This window comes from Synechococcus sp. C9 (genome assembly GCF_022984075.1).
GTDB lineage: Bacteria > Cyanobacteriota > Cyanobacteriia > Gloeomargaritales > Gloeomargaritaceae > Gloeomargarita.
On the sequence record NZ_JALAAD010000003.1, the window covers coordinates 1 to 19,839 of the forward strand.

Here is a 19,839-nt window from a genome sequence, read left to right on the forward strand (position 1 = left end):
GGGACCCCTATTCTGCCCTCGGGGAACAAACACCAGTTGCTGGGCGGTGGCTCCCATACCAATACGATCCCCAAGGGAGCTAAAGCGAAAACTATAGCCCGTGGTAGGGTTACCGAGGGAAGTGGAAGTACCAGGGGTACCGGTTTTGATGGCAATCGTATTTGCACCAGCCTCCAGCAGGGGTTGCCAACCGGTGTGGTTAGCGCAGTTATTGTTACGGTCACTTGGTTGTACCGAGACCCAGACCATCCCATCCCTATCCCGAAAACAAGCTTCCCAAGGACGGGCAGTACGGATGGCTTGGCTTTGGGCTTCCCGGATTTTATCCAAGGCGTTGGCACGGGCATCGTAGAGTCGCTGACGGGTGAGCAGGGTCAACCAACTGGGGGCGGCAATAGCGGCTACAATCCCCAAAATTGCTACGATGACAATCAATTCCACCAGGGTAAAGCCTTGGTCGGTACGATACGAGCGCATGGTTTTGAGCATGGGATCACCTCCAAGATACTAACTGGGTCGCCGGTTGTAGGAACCCCGGGTGCGGACTTGGGTTTCCACTGCCGGGCGGTAGATGTTGGTGCCACTGCCTTCAATCTCCCGCAAGCCTGCCCGCTCTGCCGCATTCCCCCGCAAATACACAAACACGTCCTGGACAAACCCGGTTTCCGCCGCCCCGCTCCGCTCCCGTACACAGCCATAGAAGGAACGAAAGCCCGTATTTGCCCCAACGCCAGTGGTAGCCACATACCCCGCCGGACACTCCACATTCACCCGCGGCGGTTGCCAGTCCACGTTGGATATGAGAATTGCTGTATCTGAATTAGGGCCATTCCAGGATAACAAGCCCCCTGGCCAGGTGGGGTTCTCCAGGGGGTCGAGGTTCACCAAACGGTTTTGAAACGCACTCGGACTCGGATCAGTCTTAGTCCCCCACACATACTGGCGGAAATAGCCTCGCACAATCCGTGCGGGTCCCCGGGGTTGCGTACTGGTCGTGAAACTACAATTCGGGCCTGGCCGTCCCGGATTCGGACACAACACATAGATCACCAGCGTGTACTGGGTACGGGCATAGTTCATGACGGCATTGCAGTCCCGGTTGCTGGTACAGGCACTGTTGTTGGCGTAATTGTCAATCTGTGTTTGTTCGGGTCCGTTTGTCGGTGGTACTAGATTCAAAAAGTTCAAATCCGGCACCGGCTCCCGTTTCCAAAAGGCCAACACCGTATTGACGGGCAGAGTCAACCCTGGACACGTCGCACCATTACCACTACCATTCGTCCGCAGACAGTTGCGGTCATAGACCAGCACCGCTTCCCGCAATTCGTTGGCGATGTAGTCCAAAGCCTGCGCCATTTCCCGTTCCGTTTCCCCCCGGGCAGTCTGAGTGCGCTCCACCCGGGTCATCTCCACCACCAGGTACATCATGCCAGTAATCAAAAAAGCACCAATCGCCGCCCCAATCACCAGTTCGGCAATGGTAAAACCAGCACCGGCCAAGCGGCGCGCCTTCCATAGCAACAACAGCAACCGTCGGTTCATACCCATTTCTCCATAAAGATAAAGAAAGTTACGAAGCCACAGACCCCCCACTCCCACCACAGGACGTACTTCTTGCCCCTACGGTGAGGCGCAAGGACTCTAAAGAGAGGGTCGAATCGGGAAAGAATACCGCACTGTACTGTACAGCCAAAGGATTGCTGGCTGTCTCCGGTGCCCCCAGTCGCATTTGGGCTGGCTGAATCCCCAACGCCCCCGTATAGGTTCCCTGCACCACCGCCCGGGGATACACCCGCACCCCCACAACGAACGAAACCGGCACCCCACCCGGAGCGACTTGCTGGCAAATCCGAAAGGCTTGCAACCCAAAATCCGCCTGCCCATCCCGGTCAATATCCACCCGACAGGGCGGCCCCACCGGAGTCGTGGGGTGATCCAGGTCGCAAAATGGTGCCGTCTTTAGGGCATTGGCCGCTGGGGCTGGTACCGTTTCCACCGAAGCACCCCCCTCCAAAGGTGCCAACCGTTCAATATCGGCGATGAAAACCGTAGCCGGTTGTCCCGCTGTCCCCCGTTCCATCCGTAGGCGCACCAAATCCAGATGCCCCTGTGCCAGCCGCGTCGCCTGTTCGACCCGTTGGTTTTGGGCACGAGCCGCCACCGATAGGGTCAAGATCGGGGGAAGCATCGCCGCCGTTACCCCCACGATGGCAATCCCCACCAGTGCCTCGATCAGGCTAAACCCACCGTGAACATGAAACCGCTTGGATACCATACAGACCACCTCCGCTAGGGACACGTTATACCGGGGACAACAAACCGCTTCATCTGACAGGTGTAGGGGTCATTCGCCGTCAATTCCAGGAAGTATTCATTCCGGGCGTTGGAGGGGTTGATGAACCGTTGCGCCACAGGCCCCGCCGGAGCGTACTGCAACCCAGGGTCATACCCCCACAACCGGGTCGGGGGACCATAGTAGGGAATGGATTCTAGCCTCAATGGGAATTGGCCTGGCTCAAAGGAGTCAAAATCGAAGGGAGCCGTAGCGTAATTGCTAAAGCCCAACTGCAACAAGGAACCCTGAATGGTCAAAGCGTTACCCGTTTCGATGAAGCGGGGGAAATTGTGCAGACCGCCGTAGGATTGCTGCCGCCGGGATGGTACAATCCCACTCACAATCACCGCATTCACCTGGTAGTCCGTTTGCCGTAGCGGTACATCCCCCCGAGTGGTGACGGGGCTGTAGTTGCCCGGTGGCACCCTGACTTGGGACGCTGCTAGGTTTCTGGTGACGTGAGAGCCATCACTAGTCACGATGATCGGTGCTTCCAGGTCAAGGGGATATTCCCTCGCCCAATCGCTACGAGGGGGAAGAGTACCGGTGATTATTGGGGTATTGCGGGCGGAAGGGCCACCAGTGGCGCAATCAACGCCCATTCCATCAATGTCGGTCACGTTGCGGATACCGTGTTCCTGAAAGCCATCACAGAAATTGTGGGTGATCAGGGTGATCGCATCCGCCAGAATTTCCACCGGTCGCCACGTATCCCCTGCCGCCGTCGCAAACCCTAAATTACGGTTGGTGCGAGCCACATAGAACTGTTCAAAGGTGTAGGGGAATGGTAACAGAGCCGTAAATTCCTGCACTACCACGCTACTACTGGGTGCCATGTGCAGGTTGAACCCACTGATCCCCCGGGCCAACTGGGTCATGACATAGACCGGGTTATCGCTGACAAAGCTCATCCCAAAGATGTTTCGTTCTGGCGGAGTCACACCCACCCGGCTCACATCATTGCCATTCATCAAGCGGAACCCATGCGCCCGCCGATCCGGGTCAGCGTAGTAGTCCACCGGTTTACCACTGATATTCACCGGCGTGACGGGTGGATCAGAGGGGTTGCGGGGGTCGGGGTTCATCTGCAACGCCGCCGGCGGCCCATCGGTAAAGTTCGCTTTCCATGCGGTTTCATAGGCAGGCCAATCCGCATTCGCCGGACGCAGGATGGCATCTTCCCGCTTGGCATCCTCCCGGAAGGCGTAGATAATCCCCCCCGCAATGGGTTTGGTCGTCGCCGTCGCCACTTCCCCCACCGTTAACCAGGCATCGCCCCCAAAGGATGCCGGTGCTTGATTCACCCGCCGCAGGAGGTCAATGTCGAAGTCCATCACCCGTACCATCTGCAATTGCCGCCCGTCATAGAGAGCTTTTTCCGCTAAACCCGTCCGATAGGAAGACAAGTTGGCGTGGGCAGTGGGTTGGGAAACATTGATGACCAAATCTGTTTCCCTAGAGTTATTCGCCACATTGAGGACTGGCAGTTTCCATGTGCGAGTAGGACCTGGTTGACGGTTTTGCAAGCGTAATTCATTCAAATCAGCTAATGTAACCGCCTCATAGGTCGCCAGGTCATTGGCATCCTCAGCGATGTAACGGCTCAGGACGTAGGGTTCTGAGAAGGTTTCCTGATTGTTCTCCGCACTGCCACTGGGCTGGTTATAAGGGCTGGGGTCACTGCTGTTGCGCCGGTTGATCCCGGAAGTGCCATCGTGACCGTGGGAATCCGCCCCATCCACCCCATCTCTAGAGTTCAAATCCCCTGGGAACAGGTAATACAAGGATGGGTACTTGGGCTGGGTGGGACACAGCCGAGCCAGGGCGACCATCTCCCGTTCTAATATCTGATCGTTAGGATTGGCCGGATTGGTGAAATCAGCAGGCTTCCTTTTGTACCCAAAGTAGTCAATATCTGCCAAACTCAGGTCGCAGGGCAGGTTCACGGTTTGTCCGAGGGTGTAGGGTCCTGGAAACGCTGTCCTTATGGTGTACGCCAAGCGTTGGTTGTTGGGACGAGATGAGCCAGTCGCCGGATCAGTCCCATTACCTGTATTTCCCTCCACCGTCTCCACACCGATCCACTGCCCCGGCACATACTCCCGGAAGCCATAGGTCCGATCCCGCACGATCTGCAACCGGGTATTCACCAGCCGAGCCAGATACACCAACCGATTCCACTGCTGGTAGTCGGAAGTGGGGGCAGATTGGTTGAAAATCTGAGCCTCCCGAATGCTCGCCAAAGCCGCAATGTAGTACTCAGCGGGAATGTTGTAACAGTTGGCGTTGGTGATCGTCGGTTTACAAAGCCCAGCACTTTCGTTCAAGGGAACAAACTCCAAAATCCCGTAACCAACTTCATAATTACCCACAGCCTCGTTAAAAATGCCATCCTGCAACTGGCGCATGGCATGAGCCAACCGTTGGAGGTCAGTGCGGATATTCGGTGAGGAACCGCCATCCGTACCCAAGGGCGGCACAGTGGGGACAGGATTAAACGGCTCTTTCCCCTCTTTACTCAAATAGAACGGAAACGCCAAATAGTGATGCACATTCGTTGCCAACAGGCTCATCGTACAGCCCGCCGTGTGCAGGTTCGCCTGGTCAGCGGGGGACAGCTCAGCGTAGCTCTTACCCCCCTCCAAGGTCGCAATGGTGCGGCGCAGGTTGGAAAAGTCCCCCCACATCGTCAGCACCGGGTCAGGATAGACCTGACGACTCCCCGGCGGTGCCTGCAACGGGGGAAACGCCCCATTCGGGTCACCGGCAAACTGTGCCAAATTCGTCAGCACCTTCATCAAGGCCGTCCCTGGTGCAAAATCCGCCACCTCAAACGGGGGGTCATCCGGGTTGGTGCCATTCCCGTACTCCATATTCGCCGTGCCCCGCCCCGTGAAAAAGTCCGCAGGGGGAAACAGGGGTTCGGAACCAGGCGGTCGGACAAAGTTGGCATTCAATGTGGGATACCCGGTCACGCCCGCAGGATTGACTGAGTTAGCCGGACTCACCGGATCACCGAAGGTAATGCTATTGCGATAACTACCCTCTGTCCCCGGGTGAATCGTGCTGGACAAACACAGCATGGGCAATGTGCGATCCGGTGTCCCCTTGTGATGGTAAACTGCCGCCGCCTGCACAGCCGCCAGATTATCCCGTTGGGTGCGCCGGTGGAGTTGTTCGCTCGTCCGACCTGGCGCAGGCGCAAAAATCACCCCACTAAAGGGACTCGTCCCGCCAAACTCGGTCGCCAACACCGCTGGGGGATAGAGAGGATCAAGCGCACCGGGGGAGGGTTTAGCCGCAATCGTTGAGTTAGGCCGGAACAAAAACAGAAAAATTTCCTTACTGATCGGATTGGTCACACCAGTGAAATAAGTGGTCGAGTTGGAATTGTAAATCCGGAAACCGACGTTAGTGGGTGTACTCGACCAAGACTGCCACTGAGCATCATTCCAGGTGTTATTATTTCTATTGCCAAACGTCCGCCAGCTACCCCAGACCCCGACATTACCCAGTTCCAGCCGTTGACCAACGATCACCTTCATCCCCTGACCCAGGGCACGCCGCTCCCAGTACCCATCCACACCATATTCATCCGGGGCATCCGCTGGCGGGTTATTATTCGTCCATTCCGGTTTCCCAGTGATCGGGTCACCCGCTTTCCCCAGGCTTTCCCAGGTGTCGGCACCATCGCAACTCCCCCGGGCGTAGGAGGGTTTCGGCCCCAGGCGATCATCCGCCCGGAACGTATCATCCACATAGGGCGGGGCTTCACACTTGTCCACCTGAATCCGGGAAGCCAAGGCTCCCCCCCAATTTGGGTCTTTATAGGTGCTATAGCTTTCGCTTCCCCCTTCCCGCCTGCGGGCTACCGGCAGATTATTGGTGACCAAATACAGCGGATCCATCGCCAAATCTTCTGGCACAAACCTGTCGAGTACCGAATCCTGGCTAGGAAAGGTACCTGGCCCAGTCGGGTTCGGAAATCCCCCAGTGGTTGCTAACGGAATAAATTGAGTTGGTGGAATCCGTCCCGCTGGTTGCAAATGCACCACCGAATTACCAGGATTGTTGTTACCATCCCGGATGGAACCCGTCATAAACAAGCCCCGCACCGAAATTTCCGAGTTGGCCGACGGCAAGTAATAGCACGAATTGGGCGCACTGATCAAATAACTGTAAAACCCTCGGTCACTTTGGTCACTCGAGGTGATAAAGAGCGAGCCTTCCGTGTGCATCGCCCCATTCCAGTTAAATCGCGGCCCGGGGAATATCTCCAAGTCATAGCGGAAATACGCCCCCCACTTATTCGCCCCCGTAAACCGGCGATCCTGTTGAAAGACCACCGCATTACTGGTCAAATTCGCATTATTTTCACGGTTAGGAATCGTCAGCGCATATATCTGAAAATTCTTGAGTTCTTCCGCACTACTCCCGGTGAAAAACCGCCCTTTTTCACTCACCGTACCGCCCGTCGCACCCGCACAAAACGTATCCGCCGATTCCGCCTTGGTCGGTGCATTATTCACCAGAAAATTAGCCGCCCGCAACCGCCGCTCCGTCAAATGAACCACATCCGCCCGGGGCGACCCATCCGAGTTCAAGGCAGGCACAGCACTTTTGCCATCGCGAAACACCCGCCCCAGAATGCCATAAACCGCTATCCCGTCCGTCGGGTCATCCACCGTCCCATTCCCATTCAAATCCACCCGATAGGACCAAGTGGGCGCAATCCCATCCGGCGTGAAATCTCCGCCAGTAGCTACACAATCCCCATTCTGTGCCTGACAACGGTTTTCATCGGGCAGAGTATAAATGTCAACGGGTTGCCGAGGGCCAGTCACCGCCTGGGTCACCGGGTCCCGTTGCCGATTGCCCAAAAAATCCTCAAACGCCTGCTCACTCGGGTCTGTGGGCAGTTTCTCCCGTGTAAACAAAAATTCAATTTTCGCCCGTGCCCGATCCACCGACTCCGCCGAGGGGCCTTCCACCGCAATCCGTTCCCTTTGCCCTGAAACTAGCGCCACCCGGTTCGCCGTCCGAGCCAGCAGACTGATCATGATTAAAAACGCCACAACAATTAACAGAGTCGCTGTGGGTAAAATAAACCCGCTATTTTTTTGACCCCGGTAATAGGCTCCCAGTAACCAAGACACAATCCCCGGGCGGAACCGAGGCCGGGAGCGACGCTTCTGACGAGAATGAGGATGAGACATAATCGTTAGTCCAGAGGGAGAGAGGATTTGTAGATGAGGGTGGAACCTACACGATTGAAATGACGAAACGGGTCACACGATTTAGTATAATCACGCCCAGTCAATCAACTCTGTGATAGGAATCACCCGACCGCATCCCCTGGTTTTGGGAGCATTGAGGAGCCAGACGCAAAAGCCAGAGAAACGGTTAATGCTGATGGACGGGGGTGGGTGCGTCCAAGTTCCCAGAAATTTCTAGTTTTTTGCCATTTTCTGAGTGATTTTCCTGCCCTTGCAATTTATTTTCAATACTAAGTATCGTATAAGTATAGTAACTGTATAATAATTGTCAGTATTTTTTACGATTTAATTTGCCCCTTCACGTCCGTTGGGATAGTTACGGGTGAGGGTATCTAGGATCAAACGTACATCTGTTTGGATGGCACGAGTATCCCGACGCAATTCTTCGATGGCACTTTGTTGTTGGATGAACATTTGCATCATCATCGCCTGTCCTTCTCGCAGTTCTCGGATGGCTTCCGTATTTTCTGCCTGCATTTGTCGCAGTTCTCGGATGGCTTCCGTGTTTTCTGCCTGCATTTGCCGCAGTTCCCGAATCGCTTCGGCATTGGCATCTACTTTTGCTTCCAACCGGGTAATGGCTTCGGCGTTCGCATCTACCTTCGCTCCCAAGTGATGAATCGCTTCGGCATTGGCATCTACTTTTGCTTCTAACCGAGTAATCGCTTCCGCATTCGCCGCCTGTCCTTTTCGTAATTCCCGAATCGCTTCGGCATTGGCATCTACTTTTGCTTCCAACCGGGTAATGGCTTCGGCGTTCGCATCTACCTTTGCTCCCAAGTGATGAATCGCTTCGGCATTGGCATCTACTTTTGCTTCTAACCGAGTAATCGCTTCCGCATTCGCCGCCTGTCCTTTTCGTAATTCCCGAATCGCTTCGGCATTGGCATCTACCTTTGCTTCCAACCGGGTAATGGCTTCGGCGTTCGCATCTACCTTTGCTCCCAAGTGATGAATGGCTTCGGCATTCGCCTGGGTTTGGTCAGCCAAGCGGTCTAACATCTCGTCATTCCAGCGTGCCATGATTATTCACTCCACAAGGTATTGATCTAATTTACCCCTTGCTGTCCATTGGGATCATGACGAGTAGGGAAATCAAGCATTAAACGTACATTCGTTTGCAGTACAAATACCCCGACGCAGTTCTGCTGACCACAGAGACGATGATGCCTGGTTTCACGGGTCTGACGGGGCTCGAACCCGCAACTTCCGCCGTGACAGGGCGGTGCTCTAACCAATTGAACTACAGACCCTAATTTGTAGCTTTTCTATTATGCCAGAAGTAAGCGGATTTTGCATCAAGCCTTATGATGGATCATTATGGAATTCAATCACCTTAGCCAACTGATCGCTCACCACTGGGGAACCTGGGTCTGCCAGCGCACCCGATTTTATCTGGATGGCCGACCCGCTGACCACGGCAAAGCCCACGTGCAGGTTGCGGATTTGCCCCCGGATACTGCATTCCCCCCGCCCCTGGGCATGATTCTGTCCTGGAGCGAGAACAACCAGCCCGCTGGCCGCACTACCTTGACCTTTGACCCGGATTCGCAACAATTTTGGCATGATTCTGGGGACAGACCATCCCAAGTGGGGCACTACACTTGGTCACCGGCGGGGATTTTGGAACTGACCCTAACCCTACCCACAGGTCAGCAGGTGCAAGAACGGCTGTGGTTCGCCAGTGCAAATTTACGCCTACGGACAGTGCTGGTGCGGGGAACGGGGGGATTAGAGTCAGTGGCTTTTTACTCGGATATTCGCCGGGTTTCCTCCTAATTCTCATACGAACTTCAACTTTTGTGGCAATAATTTGTATGCTAATTTCACCGGAATTGTGAGCAAAAGGGGAAACATCAGGATGGGATTAAAATTATTAAATCAAAAAAATTACTAAAGGGAACCTCTATTTATTTGAACCAATCATAAATCCCATCGTTGGCATACCAATATTACCCAGAACCAAGACGGGGGTGTCCCCCTGCGACCGCTAACTTTGAATTTATAGAAGTGCCCTAAATTTTCACCGCTGTTCCCGTCGCCGTCACCAGGAGCAAAACCCCACCGTCCCCGATTTCAATGGAACCGGTGCTAATACGAATCCCCACCACCCCGTTGGCTCCCAATTTTTTCGCCCGTTGCTCAAGTTCCTTCATCGCTTCGTTTTGACTTTGCTGAAATACCCGTTCGTAACTGCCAGTGCGCCCGCCAATAATATCCCGAATCCCCGCAAAAAAATCCCGCAGGGCGTTGCTTCCATAGACCACCTCGGCGGTAACAATGCCCAAATAGGCTTGAATCGGGTGCCCATCCAAGGTATCGGTGGTACTCAATAACATCAGCGACCCAACTGTTTGAAAAGGGTTTGCATCATATCCATAATCGGGCGGGTTTCGGGAAAATTGGGCAAATTTTTGATCAATGGCTCAACCACCGTTGGGATCACCTGGGCATCGGCGGGCAGGGACTCAGCAGGAATTTGGGTCATTAATCCTTGCAGTAGGGGCATGACCACCCGTAACAAAGCCAGCACATCCTCAGTACGACCCTGGCGCAACCACCGCTGACCCTGGAGCAATAAATCCAGAATTTGCCCCCCACTCATGCCCCGGATCGCCTGTTCTAAAAATTCCAACGAACGCACCTGATCCCCCTGGATGAGAGCGGCTTCACTCTGGCGCACCCAATCCACCGCAGGCACTTCCATCACTTCCGCCCGCACGGAGGTACCCACGATGTTGACCGCTAGGGTCATACCGATCAGCGTCCGCCAGTGCGCCATCATCCCTGCCCGTAATTGCCCGTTTGCTTCTAATGTATCCCAATCTCACCCAATTGGGAAACTGATTTTTTGGGAGAATCAAGGACGGGGGCATAACCCCTGCGACTTGTGTTCTATGCTCCCTTAGTATTGCTCTATTGATGAACACCTTTTATTAGTTTATGGGCACCTCTATTTATTTGCATTACCGGAAGGTTATCGCATTGGAATGCCCATACGTTCCAGAATCAAAAACGGGGGCAGTGCCCATACGATCCATTTTTAGAAGTGCCCTTAAGTCCAAGCGTAACACCCCTGCAACGTTTTTTTATGTCTTAAGCTTATATCCTATATGGGCACCTCTATTTATTGGAAACAATTGAAGATTATCTGGCTGAAATGCTTATAATATCGAGAACCAAAGGCGGGCGATACCCCCTGCGGCCTAATTTTTAGAAGTGCCCATTATGTTATGCTGATGGATATTAATTTCCTTGCAAAGAAAAACCACAGGTAGGATGCGGCGGCTTTGGGGCGTGATGGTATGGCTGGTGGGGGCGGGAATGTTCCCTGGTATGGCTGGGGCGACCCCCAAATTGCCCGTGGTGGAATCGGCGGCTTTGGCGGTGGGAATGCAGGTGCCTTGGTCGCAACCCGTGCGGGTGAATGACCCCTTTGAGGGGGAAAATGTGGGGGTGTTTGACCGCCATGAATTTAGTCGGGGGGATATTCCCCGGGTGACGGTTTTGAGTTTGTGGCAACCCCAAAGGGTACGGTTTTTGGTGGGATTCGGTACCCAATGCACCCGGACTTATGTAGGTTATATTTTTTTGTATTTTCCAGTTGGGGGCTTGAACTGTGGACAAATTGATACCAGTCGCAAAATTACTGAAGCGGTTTTGAAAATTGGCGATCGGAATTGGTCCTTGACCCAAGGGCAAAATAATACCTTTCCCATCCCTCCCGAATTGGCGATGGCACTCCACCAAGCCCCGGAAGCAAACGTCCCCCTGCGGTTGGTCACGGAGGCGGGGGAATTGATTGATAGCGAAATTGGGGTAAATACGGTACGCTCATGGCAACAGGTTTTTGCTCCGGTTCCCCCAAGTGCCCCATGAGTGACCATCCCATTGCCAAATTAACCGCCAATATTGCCTCCGTATTTCTTGGCAAACCCCAGGTGGTGGAACGGGTGGTCATCGCAGTCATCGCCGGGGGGCATATTTTGATTGAGGACGTGCCGGGGGTGGGCAAAACCACGTTAACGCAAGCGATTGCCCGCAGTATTGGCGGTAAATTTCAGCGGATTCAATTCACCAGTGATTTATTGCCCGCCGATATTTTGGGGGTGACGATTTTTGACCGCAATCAAGCCACGTTTGAATTTCGCCCTGGACCAATTTTTGCCAACGTGATCCTGGCGGATGAAATTAATCGCACCTCCCCCCGTACCCAGAGTGCCTTATTGGAAGCGATGGCGGAACAACGGGTCTCTTTGGATGACCAAACCTATGCCCTACCCCAACCCTTTATCGTGTTGGCGACCCAAAATCCGATTGAATATCACGGTACTTATCCTTTGCCCGAAAGCCAATTGGATCGGTTTTTGATGCGTTTATCCATTGGCTATCCTGACCGGGATATTGAGAAAAAACTATTGATGAATCGGCAAAAAAATGAACCGGTGGAGCAATTGCAAACGGTGCTTTCTTTGCAGGAATTGTTAACCCTCCAAGCCCAGGTGGATCAGATTACTTTGGATGAATCTTTGGTGGATTATATTTTGCAGGTGGTGACAGCAACTCGGACGGCGAAAATGCTCCGGGCGGGGGTGTCCACTCGGGGAGCGTTGGCGTTGGTGCGGGCGGCGAAGGCACGGGCGTTGGTGCAGGGGCGGGCGTACTGCGTACCGGATGATGTGGTGGACTTGCTTGTCCCGGTGTTGGCGCACCGGCTTTCCCTGGGGAATGGGGGGCAGGACATCCAAACCCACCGCCAGGAGTCCGAGGCGATTCTCCGGGACCTGGTCGCCGATATTCCCTTGCCTGTCTAGGGGCGCAGGGGGCGTATATTGCGAGGCTGTTACAGAAACCGGCAGGGACAGGGAAACCGTGCTACGATGCCGCCCGTAGGCATTTGAACTTTGGGATAGGGCAGTGACACTTCGAGTAGCGGTGGTGGGCGGGGGTCCAGCAGGGGCTTCAGCGGCGGAAACTTTGGCAAAAGCGGGGATTGAAACCCACTTATTTGAGCGCAAATTAGACAATTGCAAACCCTGCGGCGGTGCGATTCCCCTGTGCATGGTGGATGAATTTGACTTGCCCCCGCAGATCATTGACCGACGGGTGCGGCAGATGAAAATGATTTCCCCGTCCAATCGGGAAGTGGATATTAAATTGGAAAATGCCCATGAATATATTGGGATGTGCCGCCGGGAAATTTTGGATGCTTTTTTACGCAACCGTGCCGCTGATTGGGGGGCAAATTTAATCAATGGGATGGTGCAGGAAATTACCCTGCCCAAAACCGCTCAAGATAGCTATCTTTTGCATTACAACGACTTTAGCAATGGTGGGGCAGAAGGCGTTCCCAAAACCCTAGAAGTTGACCTAATTGTGGGGGCGGATGGAGCAAATTCTAAAGTGGCAAAAGCCATTGATGCGGGGGATTATAACTATGCGATTGCGTTTCAAGAGCGTATCCGTTTACCTGCCGAGCAAATGCGTTATTACGATGACCTGGCAGAAATGTATGTGGGGGATGATGTTTCGACGGATTTTTACGCCTGGGTATTTCCCAAATATGACCATGTGGCGGTGGGCACAGGCACGATGAAGGTGCATAAAGCCGACATTCGTAAACTGCAAGCGGGGATTCGCGCCCGGGCGCAGGCACGCCTGCAAGGGGGGGAAGTGATCAAGGTGGAAGCCCATCCGATTCCCGAACATCCCCGTCCGCGCCGGGTGGTGGGTCGGGTCGCCCTGGTGGGGGATGCCGCTGGGTACGTGACCAAATCCTCCGGGGAAGGTATTTACTTTGCGGCGAAATCCGGGCGGATGTGTGCGGAAACGATTGTGGAAGCGTCGCAATCGGGGCAAAAAATCCCGACGGAACGGGACTTGCGCCAATACCTGCGCCGTTGGGACAAACAGTATGGTCTGACCTATGCGGTGCTTGACCTCCTGCAACGGGTGTTTTACCGTTCCAATGCCGCCCGGGAAGCCTTTGTGGAAATGTGTAGCGACCGGGATGTACAACGGCTGACCTTTGACAGTTATTTGTACAAAACCGTCGTACCGGCTAATCCCCTGGTGCAGTTAAAAATCACCGCCAAAACCATCGGCAGTTTACTCCGGGGCTATGCCCTCGCTCCCTAACGCGTTGAGCAACCGTTGATTCTCCCCTGCCAGGCGCACCGCCACCCGAACATACCCCGCCCCCAGTTCGGGATAACTCAGGGTATCGCGGATCAAAATCCGGTGGTTAACCAGCAAACGCCGCTGTAATTCGGGGGCAGGCAGGGCGGTTTTCACCAGGATAAAATTGGCGGCACTGGGGTACGGCTCCAGACCAGGGATCAAGGCTAACCCCTGATAAAACGGGGGATAATGCACGGTTAACCATTCCCAGGTGCGTTGTTGAAACTCTTGATCCTGAAGTAATTGTCCCCCCAAAGCCGCCGCCAAACCATTTACACTCCAAGGGGCATCCCATTGCCGGTATTGCTGAATTTTCTCAGGATGTGCCAAAACATAGCCCAAACGCAAACCCGCCAAACCATAAAATTTTGTCAACGAACGGAGAATCACCAGATTGGGAAACTCAGGCAACAGGGAAATTAAACTTTGTTCCCGTCCTGGGGGCAAAAAATCCATAAACGATTCATCAATCACCACCAATTTCCAGGTATCTAATAGGGCTTTTAATTGATCTTTGGGGAACAAATAACCCGTAGGATTGTGGGGATTACTGAGTAATAAACCGCCCCCAGATTGCGGTAAGTTGATTTCCTTTTGTGCCCAAGGTAAACGCCAGCTTTGGATGTGCGCCCCAAAGGCTTTAAGTGCCCGCCAGTGGTCTCCAAATGCCGGAGTGACCAACGTTACGGTTCCCGTAGTAGCCAAATCTCGCCCCAACCAAGTCAGTAAATGCGCCGCCCCATTGCCCACCCAAACCCACGCCGGTTCCAGGTGGTGAAATGCCCCAATTTCCTGACGCAATTGCCGATAGTGCGGGTCAGGATAATGGGTGATTAAATGTAAATTTTGGCGTAGGAAATCCTTGACCCAAGCCGGGGCACCCAAAGGGTTAATATTTGCTGAAAAATCGAGGATCGCCTCCGGCTCACAACCCGCTACCTGGGCAGCCCAAAGACGATCCCCCCCATGTTGTGGCTGATACAACTATGCCGATACCCGGTCTTTGAACTGTTTGCCCGCCGAAAATGCCGGGACTTGGGTGGCGGGAATCTGCATCGGTTCTCCCGTGCGGGGATTGCGACCCTCCCGGGCTTGCCGTTTGCGGGCTTCAAAGGAACCAAACCCCACCAAAGTCACTTTTTCACCGCTGGAAACTGTCTCAATGATGGTATTAAATACCTCACTGATGACGGCATCCACCATCTTTTTCGGCAGGTCGGCATTTTGTGCTACCAAATCCACCAATTCACCCTTGTTCATAACACCACACTCCTCACAAATAAGAGCTTGCGAGAGGCTATTCTCTGCAATCGCATCTATTATGGCACAAGTTTTGGTCATAAACCGTAGCCAATGAACAGGAATTGAAAATCAATTTGACCACTTTTTCCCTCAATCTTCCAAACCCTCCTCCACAGGGAAGCGGTTCATCGCCTGTAACGCCGTACGGGCACGGGTTTTCAGCCCTTGAGCTAAATGGGGCGCATGGGGAATCTGGGACAGGACATCCATCGTCCGCCGCAGGAGTCGCACTATATCCCCCCCATCCAGATTGGTGTGCTGACACAGTTCCTGCCAACTCACCCCAGCCGCCCACCGCTCCACCAGGGGCACCAAGTCCGGCTCCAGCCAGAGAGGAAACCCAATCTGGTACCGCCGTTGCAGTTGGAACAATTTCCGACGCAGGGGACGCAGTTGGCTCAAGGCGACCTCCACCGGGGCGGGGAGGGGGTAATTCGTCCAGCTATCGGAACGGGGGGTTTCCATCACCAGCGCCGCCACCGCCGCCGCCAAATGGGGAGGGGTCAGGGCATCCAACGCCCCACCTGCTAACGCCAACCCCAGCCAGAGTTCGTTATCCCCCCGCAGTGCCGCCACGGTTTGCCCCAAATCCGTTGGCGTTAGTTCCGATAAACAATCACACTCCTTGAGCATATCAATTAAACTTAAAAAGTCCTGCCAATGGCGTTGGGATTTTTGCCGCAATTCCTGTTCTACATTTTGAATTTGTTGGTTGATTTTATCCAGTTGATATTGCTTTTGTACCAGCGCCCCCGACTTTTGCAAAAAACGACCGGGATGTTCCGCCAATTGGGTCTCCAACCACACCACCTGTTGCCGTTGGGATTGGACTTCCGGCGTCATATCCAGGGGGGCAAAATCGGGAATTTGTTGGGCTAAACGTGCGGTTTTTTCATTCCCCTGGCGATGCTGACCGGGTTTGGGTTGCAAATCCCCTGGCGGGGTGAGGTCATCCACAGCGGTCATGCGGGGCAATTCGGCGTGTAAATCAATCACATCATGGGTGGTGACCACATACCAACGGTTGTCCCGCCCTAGGCAAATCAGGTAGGGAAATTGCCCGCCCCCCGCCACCCGACTGACCAAAACCGCTGGGGTGGGATGGGGAACGTGTTTTCCTTGCATAATTAACAACGTGCCAGTGATGGCGAAATTCACCGCCAAGGACAACTGTTTGGCACGGGTTTCCCTCGCCTGTTCCTCTAAAATTTTGAGCAGTCGCCGGGCTTCCTTATGCTGTTGCCGCAGTTTTTCATACGCCGCCGCCTGAGTAACATCTACCCCTTGCAATTCCTGTACCAATTGGGCTTTTTGAGCGTTTAATTGCGCCAATTTTTCCTGCAAGGGTTGCAGGGAACGCAGGGATAAAAATTGCCCAAAACTGCTTTGAATCAGGGCTTTGGTTTCCTCCAGGGTGTGCATTTGCAGGAGATTCAACACCATCCCATAGCTGGGGGTGAATTTACTCTCCAGGGGGTCAGGTTGCGCCAGGGCAAACCGCACCGCCTCCCGTGCCCCTTCAAACGGCGTTTGCAAAATAATCACATAGCCCTGGTCATCCATGCCCCGGCGACCCGCCCGCCCCGCCATCTGCAAAAATTCCGAGGGAAACAGCAGGCGATGCCCCCGGTCCGTGCGTTTGGACAAACTGGCAATCACCGTCGTCCGGGCGGGCATATTGATCCCCGCCGCCAAAGTTTCCGTCGCAAACACCACCCGGATCAACCCCTGCTGAAACAGGGTTTCAATCAACGCCTTCCAGGGCGGCAGTACCCCCGCATGGTGGGCGGCAATTCCCCGGTACAGGGCATCCAGCATCGCCCCCGGCTGGTACAATTCCGGGTTGCGTGCCAGAAAATCATCCACCTGTTGACGCAGGGTTTCCGACTCCCCTGGGGTCAGCAAATCCAAATCCCGCACCGTTTGCACCGCCTGGTCACAGCCCCTGCGACTGAAAATGAAATAAATCGCTGGCAACAAATCCCATTCCCGCAAGGTTTCCACCACCATGCGTATATCGGGAATCCCCTGGCGGTCCCCCGTCGGACGGCGCAGTTTTAAGCGGGGATTGGGACCGGTTTGGGTTTCATTTAACAGGGGAAAAATGCCCTTATCATTCCCAAAAAAATACTGCAACGGCACTGGGCGAAAATCGGAATAAATTAACTCCGTTGGTCCATGCACCTGGGCAATCCAGCGGGTCAAATCCGTACTATTCGCCACCGTCGCCGACAGCGCCACCAACTGCACCGCCTGGGGACAATAAATAATCGTTTCCTCCCACACCGTCCCCCGCTGGGGGTCATTCATGTAATGGCATTCATCCAAAATCACCGCATTGAGTCCTGCCAGGGAAGTGCCCACCTCCCCAATCGGCGTGCCGTAGAGCATATTGCGAAAAATCTCCGTGGTCATCACCACAATCGGGGCATCCCGGTTGATATTCACATCTCCGGTGAGCAGACCCACCATTTCCGCCCCAAATTGTTGCCGAAAATCCCGGAACTTTTGGTTCGACAAAGCCTTCAACGGCGTGGTATAAAACACCCGCTCCCCCCGGTACAACGCCCGATGGATGGCATATTCCGCCACCAAAGTTTTCCCCGAACCCGTCGGCGCACAGACCACCACCGAATGCCCCTGCGCCAAAACCGTCATCGCCTGGAGTTGGAAGTCATCCAGGGCAAAAGGGAAAAGTTCACTTGGGTCGGGGGTCAACACATCACCCATGCTGGTCTGACTCTATTGTGACATTGTGCAACAAAAAATTTCCCCCCCTGACGCTACCATATTAAAGGTGCAACCCCTGTGATTCCCACGATGGCTTACTCCTGGTTCAAAGCGTTACATATTATCGGCGTGGTCGTCTGGTTCGCCGGACTGTTTTATTTGGTGCGCCTGTTTATCTACCACGTGGAAGCCCAAACCCAACCGGAACCCGCCCGGGGCATCCTCACCGCCCAGTACAGTCTGATGGAAAAACGTTTGTATAACATTATTACAACCCCCGGCATGATTTTAACGGTGGCGATGGCAGTGGGGTTATTGGTTTTACAGCGGGATTGGTTGCATGATTGGTGGTTGCATTTGAAATTAACTTTAGTGGTTTTGTTGCTGGGTTATCACTTTTATTGCGGGCGGTTGTTGCATCAATTGGCAGAGGGTCAATGTACTTGGACAAGCGGGCAATTGCGGGCGTTTAACGAAGCTCCTACCGTGCTGTTATTTGTGATTGTGTTGCTTGCCGTATTCAAAAATAATTTTCCTCTGGGGGTGACGACTTGGGCGGTGGTGGGTTTGGTGGTGGCGATGGGAATAGCCATTCAACTCTATGCCCGCAAACGGCGATTAGACAAGGAAATGGTCAGCCAGTAGTTGGGTGGCGGTCTTTGAGCGCAGAGTAAGCTTTTATGTCAAAAGAGCAAAAATTGCGGGGTATCAGTAATCAGCAGGTAGGACGAGCAGGAGAATATTTTGTTGTAGCTGAACTAAATAAGCGCGGCGCATTTGCTGTGCCTTTTGCAGGGAATATGCCCAAGATTGACCTTATCGCTTGCAATAGCGATGAAAGCCGCACGGTTTATATTCAAGTCAAGACAAAGCGGGGCGGTAAAACATGGCATTCAAGTATTATTGGGAGTGAACCTACTTCGCCAAAGCCAGATGAACTAAATTTTTGGGCTTTCGTAGATTTAGGCAGTTTTGACGAGCATCCCCGCTTTTGGATTGTGCCAGATTGGTGGATAAAGAACGATATTTACATGGCGCATCAAGCCTATCTTCAGAAGCATGGCGGGCAGAGAGCCAGTAATTCAAATTCTAACCACCACGCAATTGATGAAAAACGACTGGATGAATGGTTAGGACGTTGGGATATTCTTGGCATCTTTGAATAGCAAATATCACCGTATATCATAAAGTAGCGGTTACATTGGTCAGTATTTGTCCAAAGTTATTGAAAATATAGTAATCCTAAATGAGAATGGCATAGGGGTTGCAGGGGCACCACCCCCGTACTTGGTTCTGGAAAATTTTTGTCTGTAAATCAAGTAGAATTGCTATGGTTTATTTCATTGGGATAATTTTTTACTTATCTCAATCAATAGAGAAATAAAAATGTCTTGAACTGGTTTTTATCGCTTGACCAAACACGCAAAAATGTCACTAATTTTAATTGTCAAATTTTGAGCAAATTCTGGAACCGGAAGTACTTGGTCACCCTGGTCAAAAACCATAGGCATTCCCCCAGGACGATAAACAAATACAGACCGTTCTCCGGGATGAATCAACCAACCCATTTCTGCCCCACCTGCGAGGCAGTATAGGATGTTTTTAGTGACCTGGGTAAGATTCTGACCGGGAGATAAAATCTCAATCGTCCAAGCCGGAGCCAGCATAAATATATCGGCAACTTCTCCTGTTTCATCACAGGGTATCTGCTTCCAACGAAATACCGCCATATCAGGCACGATGGATTTATCCATGAATGTACAGCGCAATTCGGCAAATGCCCAACCCGATTGAGATGTTTTCACCACCGCATTAATCAGGGCGGTTAACCAGGTCTGAATTGCCCTGTGTTTGCCTTGGGGCATGACCTTCCTGAAAATGTGACCATGAATGTATTCCAAACGAGGTTTTGTTTCTGGCTGTTGGAGAAATTCTTCCAGGGTTAGTGCCCTCGCTAGGATTTCTGGCATGGGTGTTGAACAATAAAGTAGGGACATGGATTTGTTCCCAATCATC

General features: G+C 53.3%; 17 protein-coding genes and 1 tRNA gene. 6 read left to right on the top strand and 12 right to left on the bottom strand.

Annotation, left to right across the window (positions count from 1 at the left end; translation table 11 throughout):
* The 6 genes from MLD66_RS14255 to MLD66_RS14280 form a co-directional block, all read right to left on the bottom strand.
* The coding region (locus MLD66_RS14255; protein ID WP_247219377.1) for a GspH/FimT family pseudopilin at positions 1 to 489 on the bottom strand (489 nt) is incomplete at its 3' end.
* 18 nt (positions 490 to 507) lie between these two features.
* Positions 508 to 1,542 carry a hypothetical protein gene (locus MLD66_RS14260; protein ID WP_247219379.1) on the bottom strand — a complete coding sequence of 345 codons (1,035 nt, stop codon included), beginning with the start codon at positions 1,540 to 1,542 and terminating at the stop codon, positions 508 to 510.
* Between the two features lie 28 nt (positions 1,543 to 1,570).
* A complete protein-coding gene (locus tag MLD66_RS14265) occupies positions 1,571 to 2,275 on the bottom strand; it encodes a type II secretion system protein (RefSeq protein WP_247219382.1) in 705 nt (234 codons plus the stop codon).
* 14 nt (positions 2,276 to 2,289) lie between these two features.
* Positions 2,290 to 7,551 (bottom strand): hypothetical protein, encoded by a 5,262-nt coding sequence (locus tag MLD66_RS14270; protein ID WP_247219384.1) that lies wholly within the window; start codon positions 7,549 to 7,551, stop codon positions 2,290 to 2,292.
* Positions 7,552 to 7,896: 345 nt separating this feature from the next.
* Positions 7,897 to 8,634 (bottom strand): hypothetical protein, encoded by a 738-nt coding sequence (locus MLD66_RS14275; protein WP_247219386.1) that lies wholly within the window; start codon positions 8,632 to 8,634, stop codon positions 7,897 to 7,899.
* 156 nt (positions 8,635 to 8,790) lie between these two features.
* Positions 8,791 to 8,864, bottom strand: a tRNA-Asp gene (locus MLD66_RS14280).
* Positions 8,865 to 8,931: 67 nt separating this feature from the next.
* Between MLD66_RS14280 and MLD66_RS14285 the strand changes: the two genes are divergently transcribed.
* Positions 8,932 to 9,390: a phycobiliprotein lyase gene (locus MLD66_RS14285; RefSeq protein ID WP_247219388.1), complete on the top strand. Its 459-nt coding sequence runs from the start codon at positions 8,932 to 8,934 to the stop codon at positions 9,388 to 9,390.
* Positions 9,391 to 9,626: 236 nt separating this feature from the next.
* Here the strand turns inward: MLD66_RS14285 and MLD66_RS14290 are convergent, their stop codons facing one another.
* Both MLD66_RS14290 and MLD66_RS14295 read right to left on the bottom strand, forming a co-directional pair.
* On the bottom strand, positions 9,627 to 9,950 hold the full coding sequence (locus tag MLD66_RS14290; RefSeq protein WP_247219391.1) for a YbjQ family protein: 324 nt from the start codon (positions 9,948 to 9,950) through the stop codon (positions 9,627 to 9,629).
* Entirely contained in the window at positions 9,950 to 10,396 is a 447-nt protein-coding gene (locus MLD66_RS14295) for a hypothetical protein (protein WP_247219395.1), read from the bottom strand. Before MLD66_RS14295 ends, MLD66_RS14290 begins: the two co-directional genes overlap by 1 nt.
* Before the next feature lie 494 nt (positions 10,397 to 10,890).
* On the opposite strand from MLD66_RS14295, the gene MLD66_RS14300 reads away from it, so the two are divergent.
* The 3 genes from MLD66_RS14300 to chlP all read left to right on the top strand — a co-directional run bounded on the left by MLD66_RS14300 (position 10,891) and on the right by chlP (position 13,749).
* Positions 10,891 to 11,490, top strand: coding sequence for a hypothetical protein (locus MLD66_RS14300; RefSeq protein WP_247219400.1), 600 nt, complete (start codon positions 10,891 to 10,893; stop codon positions 11,488 to 11,490).
* The gene (locus tag MLD66_RS14305) at positions 11,448 to 12,425 is read left to right on the top strand and encodes a MoxR family ATPase (protein WP_247219402.1); all 978 of its coding nucleotides are present in this window, start codon (positions 11,448 to 11,450) and stop codon (positions 12,423 to 12,425) included. Before MLD66_RS14300 ends, MLD66_RS14305 begins: the two co-directional genes overlap by 43 nt.
* A 103-nt stretch (positions 12,426 to 12,528) precedes the next feature.
* Positions 12,529 to 13,749, top strand: coding sequence for a geranylgeranyl reductase (gene chlP / locus MLD66_RS14310; protein WP_247219404.1), 1,221 nt, complete (start codon positions 12,529 to 12,531; stop codon positions 13,747 to 13,749).
* Here the strand turns inward: chlP and cobD are convergent.
* The 3 genes from cobD to MLD66_RS14325 form a co-directional block, all read right to left on the bottom strand.
* A complete protein-coding gene (gene cobD, locus MLD66_RS14315) occupies positions 13,720 to 14,775 on the bottom strand; it encodes a threonine-phosphate decarboxylase CobD (RefSeq protein ID WP_247219406.1) in 1,056 nt (351 codons plus the stop codon). The two genes, chlP and cobD, sit on opposite strands and share 30 nt — an antisense overlap.
* Positions 14,776 to 15,051, bottom strand: a complete 276-nt coding sequence (locus MLD66_RS14320; protein ID WP_247219408.1) for an HU family DNA-binding protein — start codon at positions 15,049 to 15,051, stop codon at positions 14,776 to 14,778.
* Positions 15,052 to 15,183: 132 nt separating this feature from the next.
* The gene (locus MLD66_RS14325; RefSeq protein ID WP_247219410.1) at positions 15,184 to 17,823 is read right to left on the bottom strand and encodes a DEAD/DEAH box helicase; all 2,640 of its coding nucleotides are present in this window, start codon (positions 17,821 to 17,823) and stop codon (positions 15,184 to 15,186) included.
* Positions 17,824 to 17,913: 90 nt separating this feature from the next.
* Here MLD66_RS14325 and hemJ point away from each other — a divergent pair, with 90 nt between their 5' ends.
* Together hemJ and MLD66_RS14335 are read left to right on the top strand one after the other, a co-directional pair.
* A complete protein-coding gene (gene hemJ, locus MLD66_RS14330) occupies positions 17,914 to 18,468 on the top strand; it encodes a protoporphyrinogen oxidase HemJ (protein WP_247219412.1) in 555 nt (184 codons plus the stop codon).
* Between the two features lie 35 nt (positions 18,469 to 18,503).
* Positions 18,504 to 18,989 (top strand): hypothetical protein, encoded by a 486-nt coding sequence (locus MLD66_RS14335; RefSeq protein WP_247219414.1) that lies wholly within the window; start codon positions 18,504 to 18,506, stop codon positions 18,987 to 18,989.
* Positions 18,990 to 19,226: 237 nt separating this feature from the next.
* Here MLD66_RS14335 and MLD66_RS14340 read toward each other — a convergent pair.
* Positions 19,227 to 19,839, bottom strand: a 613-nt coding sequence (locus tag MLD66_RS14340; RefSeq protein WP_339397090.1) for a Uma2 family endonuclease, incomplete at its 5' end; no start/stop codon positions are given.

Bases quoted from the DNA above. Each gene is read 5' to 3' on its own strand.
- MLD66_RS14265 (WP_247219382.1), bottom strand. From the start codon at position 2,275: ATGGTATCCAAGCGGTTTCATGTTCACGGTGGGTTTAGCCTGATCGAG.
- MLD66_RS14285 (WP_247219388.1), top strand. From the start codon at position 8,932: ATGGAATTCAATCACCTTAGCCAACTGATCGCTCACCACTGGGGAACC.
- MLD66_RS14295 (WP_247219395.1), bottom strand. From the start codon at position 10,396: ATGATGGCGCACTGGCGGACGCTGATCGGTATGACCCTAGCGGTCAAC.
- MLD66_RS14290 (WP_247219391.1), bottom strand. From the start codon at position 9,950: ATGTTATTGAGTACCACCGATACCTTGGATGGGCACCCGATTCAAGCC.
- MLD66_RS14325 (WP_247219410.1), bottom strand. From the start codon at position 17,823: ATGGGTGATGTGTTGACCCCCGACCCAAGTGAACTTTTCCCTTTTGCC.
- hemJ (WP_247219412.1), top strand. From the start codon at position 17,914: ATGGCTTACTCCTGGTTCAAAGCGTTACATATTATCGGCGTGGTCGTC.
- MLD66_RS14300 (WP_247219400.1), top strand. From the start codon at position 10,891: ATGCGGCGGCTTTGGGGCGTGATGGTATGGCTGGTGGGGGCGGGAATG.
- MLD66_RS14320 (WP_247219408.1), bottom strand. From the start codon at position 15,051: ATGAACAAGGGTGAATTGGTGGATTTGGTAGCACAAAATGCCGACCTG.
- MLD66_RS14305 (WP_247219402.1), top strand. From the start codon at position 11,448: ATGGCAACAGGTTTTTGCTCCGGTTCCCCCAAGTGCCCCATGAGTGAC.
- MLD66_RS14260 (WP_247219379.1), bottom strand. From the start codon at position 1,542: ATGAACCGACGGTTGCTGTTGTTGCTATGGAAGGCGCGCCGCTTGGCC.
- MLD66_RS14335 (WP_247219414.1), top strand. From the start codon at position 18,504: ATGTCAAAAGAGCAAAAATTGCGGGGTATCAGTAATCAGCAGGTAGGA.
- MLD66_RS14275 (WP_247219386.1), bottom strand. From the start codon at position 8,634: ATGGCACGCTGGAATGACGAGATGTTAGACCGCTTGGCTGACCAAACC.
- MLD66_RS14270 (WP_247219384.1), bottom strand. From the start codon at position 7,551: ATGTCTCATCCTCATTCTCGTCAGAAGCGTCGCTCCCGGCCTCGGTTC.